General features: G+C 60.8%; 4 protein-coding genes and 1 pseudogene. 4 read left to right on the forward strand and 1 reads right to left on the reverse strand.

The genetic code is table 11. The annotated features are described in order from the left end of the window. Together E8A46_RS29260 and E8A46_RS29265 are read left to right on the forward strand one after the other, a co-directional pair. Nucleotides 1–813, forward strand: an 813-nt coding sequence (locus tag E8A46_RS29260) for a hypothetical protein (protein ID WP_291568589.1), incomplete at its 5' end; no start/stop codon positions are given. Continuing rightward, nucleotides 810–1055, forward strand: coding sequence for a hypothetical protein (locus E8A46_RS29265; RefSeq protein ID WP_291568591.1), 246 nt, complete (start codon nucleotides 810–812; stop codon nucleotides 1053–1055). The genes E8A46_RS29260 and E8A46_RS29265, both read left to right, overlap by 4 nt. An 894-nt stretch (nucleotides 1056–1949) precedes the next feature. Here the strand turns inward: E8A46_RS29265 and E8A46_RS29270 are convergent. Continuing rightward, nucleotides 1950–2105, reverse strand: a complete 156-nt coding sequence (locus E8A46_RS29270; RefSeq protein ID WP_291568593.1) for a hypothetical protein — start codon at nucleotides 2103–2105, stop codon at nucleotides 1950–1952. A gap of 201 nt (nucleotides 2106–2306) precedes the next feature. On the opposite strand from E8A46_RS29270, the pseudogene E8A46_RS29275 reads away from it, so the two are divergent. Then, nucleotides 2307–3683: pseudogene (locus E8A46_RS29275) on the forward strand (ComEC/Rec2 family competence protein); the annotation flags it as partial. A gap of 116 nt (nucleotides 3684–3799) precedes the next feature. After that, nucleotides 3800–4024: a hypothetical protein gene (locus E8A46_RS29280; protein ID WP_291568595.1), complete on the forward strand. Its 225-nt coding sequence runs from the start codon at nucleotides 3800–3802 to the stop codon at nucleotides 4022–4024. Nucleotides 4025–4038 lie beyond the last annotated feature (14 nt).

Below are 4038 nucleotides of genomic sequence, written 5' to 3' on the forward strand. Positions count from 1 at the left end.
GCCACCGCCGCCGTGGAAGAACACGCGGACGGGATAACCTCCCACCGTCGCGCGCGCATTGCCAAACGCGCGGCCAAATTGCTGGAAGTGACGACAGCCCCGGAAAAGTTCACCGAGACCTGCAAGAATTCGCGCCTACGGCTTAGCCGTCGCGACACATGGTGGGACGCAGACAATTTGACGGACTATTGGAAAGCGCGGATGCGTTGGCATAGCGCACTTTCGATCGCGCAAGACCGCAGCATCGCCGACGCCAATTCCTATCCAAAAATCAGCGGTTACGGCGAGGGATGGTCCGCCGTTGTTGATTCGTGGCGCAACGCGCTCGTGCAACAAATGCTTACCCCGGCGCCGGACATGGGCGCGATCAATTGGAAGCGGGCGCAACTCCGCAGCGGCGAGCATCGTTTTACCAAGGTAGAGCCCGGTCGGCTGCAACAGGCGATCGACGCGGACGTGGAATGGCTAAAAGACCATCCTGCGCGACGGTCCAACAGCGAAGCAATGGCGCGAACGCGCGAATTCAAGGAGGTTATGCGGCAGCGCATCAGGGAAATTGCCGCATCACGGGGCCTTTCCGACGAAGAGATCAAGCCGGTTTGGAACCTCAAACATCAGCGGGTAGCCGAATTTTCCGAGAAGTACGGCGTAAACCTAAAATGGCTGATTGGGGGTGAGGGCGACATCTTCAAGACCGGCCCGAAACTGATCGCGGTCGGAAAACCCGCCACGGTGGCCGCGACAATGCCGGAGGCGGATCAGCAGGAGCTCAGGGCCACGGTTCGCGAGATATTGCAGGAGCGCGAACAGTGAAAAAGAAAAAGGCCGCACCCAAGAAGCCCACGCCCAAAGCCGCCGACAGCGCGATAGCTGCGAAGCGGGCGAAAGCCTACTCCGACATGGAATCGCACGTTTGCGATTTGGTGAACATGGGAACGATCGCCATGGATCAATTCGACAAAGACAATGGCCTGTTCATATTCGCAGTGGGCAAGCTCGAAGACATGTTGAACGAATTCAAGGCGCACTATTACGCCGAGGAATTCGGGATATGAAGCGTCGGCGACGGTTCCGGAAGCGCAACCGGCAACGGCTCGCTTCGCACGCAAGGCGCCTGAGGCGGTAACTGACCGCCAAAAAAATTACGCCGTCGGGCTCGAAATGTCGTGTCCCGGCGGCGCATGTTACTGGCCCTGAAATCCCCAGCCTTAGGATGATAACAGGCGCCATGCCGAGTAAATGTGAACTGGATCACAATCGGGGATCATTCTTTCCAAGAAGGCGCGGGCTCAGATCCGCGCCTCAGTCTTGACGAATATCATGGAACGCTTCCTCGAAAGCCTCATTGATCCAGCGGGTCGCGTTTTCGAGCGATCGCGCGGCCTGCACGGCCGCCCCATCTGCAGCTCCCCAAAGCCCGTGGGCGCGGCCGTGCTTGGCGAGCACCGGTGGCCGCGCAATCGGGATCCAGCGAATCCGGGGCAATCTAATGAAAGAGGCCACCCCCTGAGGCGGCCTATTCGGCCCTCAAAAATCTCTCGTCAGAACCACATGCAGCGCAGTTGTAGGTAAGCGTCTCAAAGTTCGAATGGCTGCTAGGTTCTATGAGGCTCAACCTCATATCGTGGCCGCATGTCATGCACGGCATCTCAATGGTGGTTTGAAAGCGCGTGCAGGTCGGCGTTGCGCGGGGGATTTGCATTGTATCCTCATTTTCAAAAGAGGGACGCAACGCCACCACGAATCAGCACGTGAAGACCATGTACGGTTGCCAACGGCAAATCAAATTAGGCCACTAACAAATTGAAAATAGGCTACCGGGTGACCCTCAGGACTCGTTTTCCACAGGTGGCTGATGTGTCGGTGCCCGCGAATCCCGGACTCACCAGCGGGCTTCCTAGAGTCGGGAAGGGGCCATCTAATGAAAGAGGCCGCCAATCGAGGCGGCCTTACTTGGGGTCTAAACTGCGCAACTGGGCTTTCAGGTTGGCAAGCAGCCTCTTCAGATCTTCGGTGGTTTGAACTTCGGTTGTACCCCGCGCCAGACGCTGGCACTGAGCGATCTTTTCATCGAGGCTTTCTTTGGTTTCGACTTTTTGACCCACGTTCCCACTCCCACCGTTATATAATGACGGCGCGGTGGCGGAATCGTTCAATCAGAACTGCATTTTCGGCTTGTGCTCGAACTTGGCAGATGGCCCGGAGCCCCGGATGTGTGATCCAGGCGCTTCCCAAGCGTAAATTATGGGAAGCGAAATACATCTATCTAACTGATATTATTAGTAATTGTTTTTCGTTGACACATGTCGGGGTATCACATGGCGGTTGTCGCCGGCGTCGTGTTCTTCGCCGTCCGCGCGCTGCTGGCACTATTTCCCGCGCTGACCGTCGCCTTTCCTATCAAGAAATGGGCGGCCGCCGCAGCGCTTGCCGCCGCTGCCTTCTACCTGCTGTTGTCGGGTGCCGAGGTCGCCACGCAACGCTCGTTTTACATGACGGCCGTGGTGCTGATCGCCGTCATGGTCGACCGCCGCGCCGTGACGTTCCGGACGCTGGCGTTGGCGGCTATGATCGTGCTGGTGCTGGCGCCGGAGGCGTTGGTGCATCCGAGCTTCCAGATGTCGTTTGCGGCCACGCTCGGGCTGGTGGCCCTGGTGCAGATCGGGATGCCCCGCCTATTTGCCGCGCCGGATAATTCGGCCGCCGCAAAGGTGGCGCTGTGGGGCGGACGGGAGATCGTAACGCTGGCGCTGGCCTCATTGGTGGCGGGGCTGGCGACGACGCCCTATGCCGCCTTCCACTTTCACCGGGTGACGCCGTATGGCGTGCTCGCCAATCTGGCGGCGATGCCGGTCGTGTCCGCGGTGGTGATGCCTGCGGGCATGCTCGGCCTGGCGGCGATGCCGTTCGGCTTCGACGGCTTCTTCTGGTGGCTGATGGGCATTGGCATCGACTGGATGATCGTGGTGACGGAGTGGGTCGCAGCACTTCCGGGCGCCATCGGCCGCATGGCGGCATTCGGAACCGGTCCGCTGATCGCGGCGAGTGCGGGGATCATCCTGCTCGGGTTATTGCGGACGCCGCTGCGCTGGTGTGGCGCCGCGGTGCTGCTGCTTTCCATGATCTGGGCGCTGGCGGTGCCGCAGCCGGATATCCTGATTTCCGGCGACGGCCACAATGTCGGCGTCCGCGGCCGGGACGGACGGCTGCATCTGATGAAAACCGCCAAGGATGCCTTTCTGATCAAGGAGTGGCTGGCCGCCGACGCCGACGCGAGGCCAGCCGGCGACGCCTCGCTCACCGACGGCGTTTCCTGCGATGATGCGGGCTGTGTGGCGCAGATGGCTGACGGCGGGTTCGTCGCGCTGACGCTGCGGCCTGACGCAATGGACGACGATTGCGATCGCGCCGCGCTCTTGGTGAGCGCGAGGCAGACGCCGCCGGGATGTGGATCCACCGTCATCGACCGTGAACGTCTGCGAAGGCAGGGCGCGATGGCGCTTCGGCGGACCAGGGGCGGATTTGTCGTGGACGCGGTCAGGCCAAACGGCGTCAACCGGCCATGGTCACCCGCGGCCGCAGGCGACACCGAAACGGAGCCAGCCGCCCTGGCGCCACGCTCCGCGGTCCCGCGGGCCGTGGACGCGACGCCGGCGGAAGTTGACCTGCAGGCGGAGGACTGAAATTGGCAAACGGAAAATCAGGCGGCCGCGCGATCCTGCGATAGGTCGCGATCTGCGCGGTCCTCGCGAGAATTCCGGTGCTGCTGTATCATCCATTTTTCCATGGGGAGACCAGAATGGCGACTTTTATTGTGTTGAAACGGCCCGGACCGCCGACGCGAGAGGTCCTGGTAAATCTCGATGAAATCCTGATGGTCCAACCCGGGCAGGGTACCGGATCGGCAATTCTATTTGGCCGGGAGCACCTCATCAGCTTCGAAGAGGATTTCGCGACCGTCATTCGTCGAATACAGACCGGTCCCTATGTGCAGTCCAATCCCGCATCGACGACGCCGAAGTAACCCCGGGCGCTGAT

This window comes from Bradyrhizobium sp. (assembly GCF_004799445.1).
Lineage (GTDB): Bacteria > Pseudomonadota > Alphaproteobacteria > Rhizobiales > Xanthobacteraceae > Bradyrhizobium.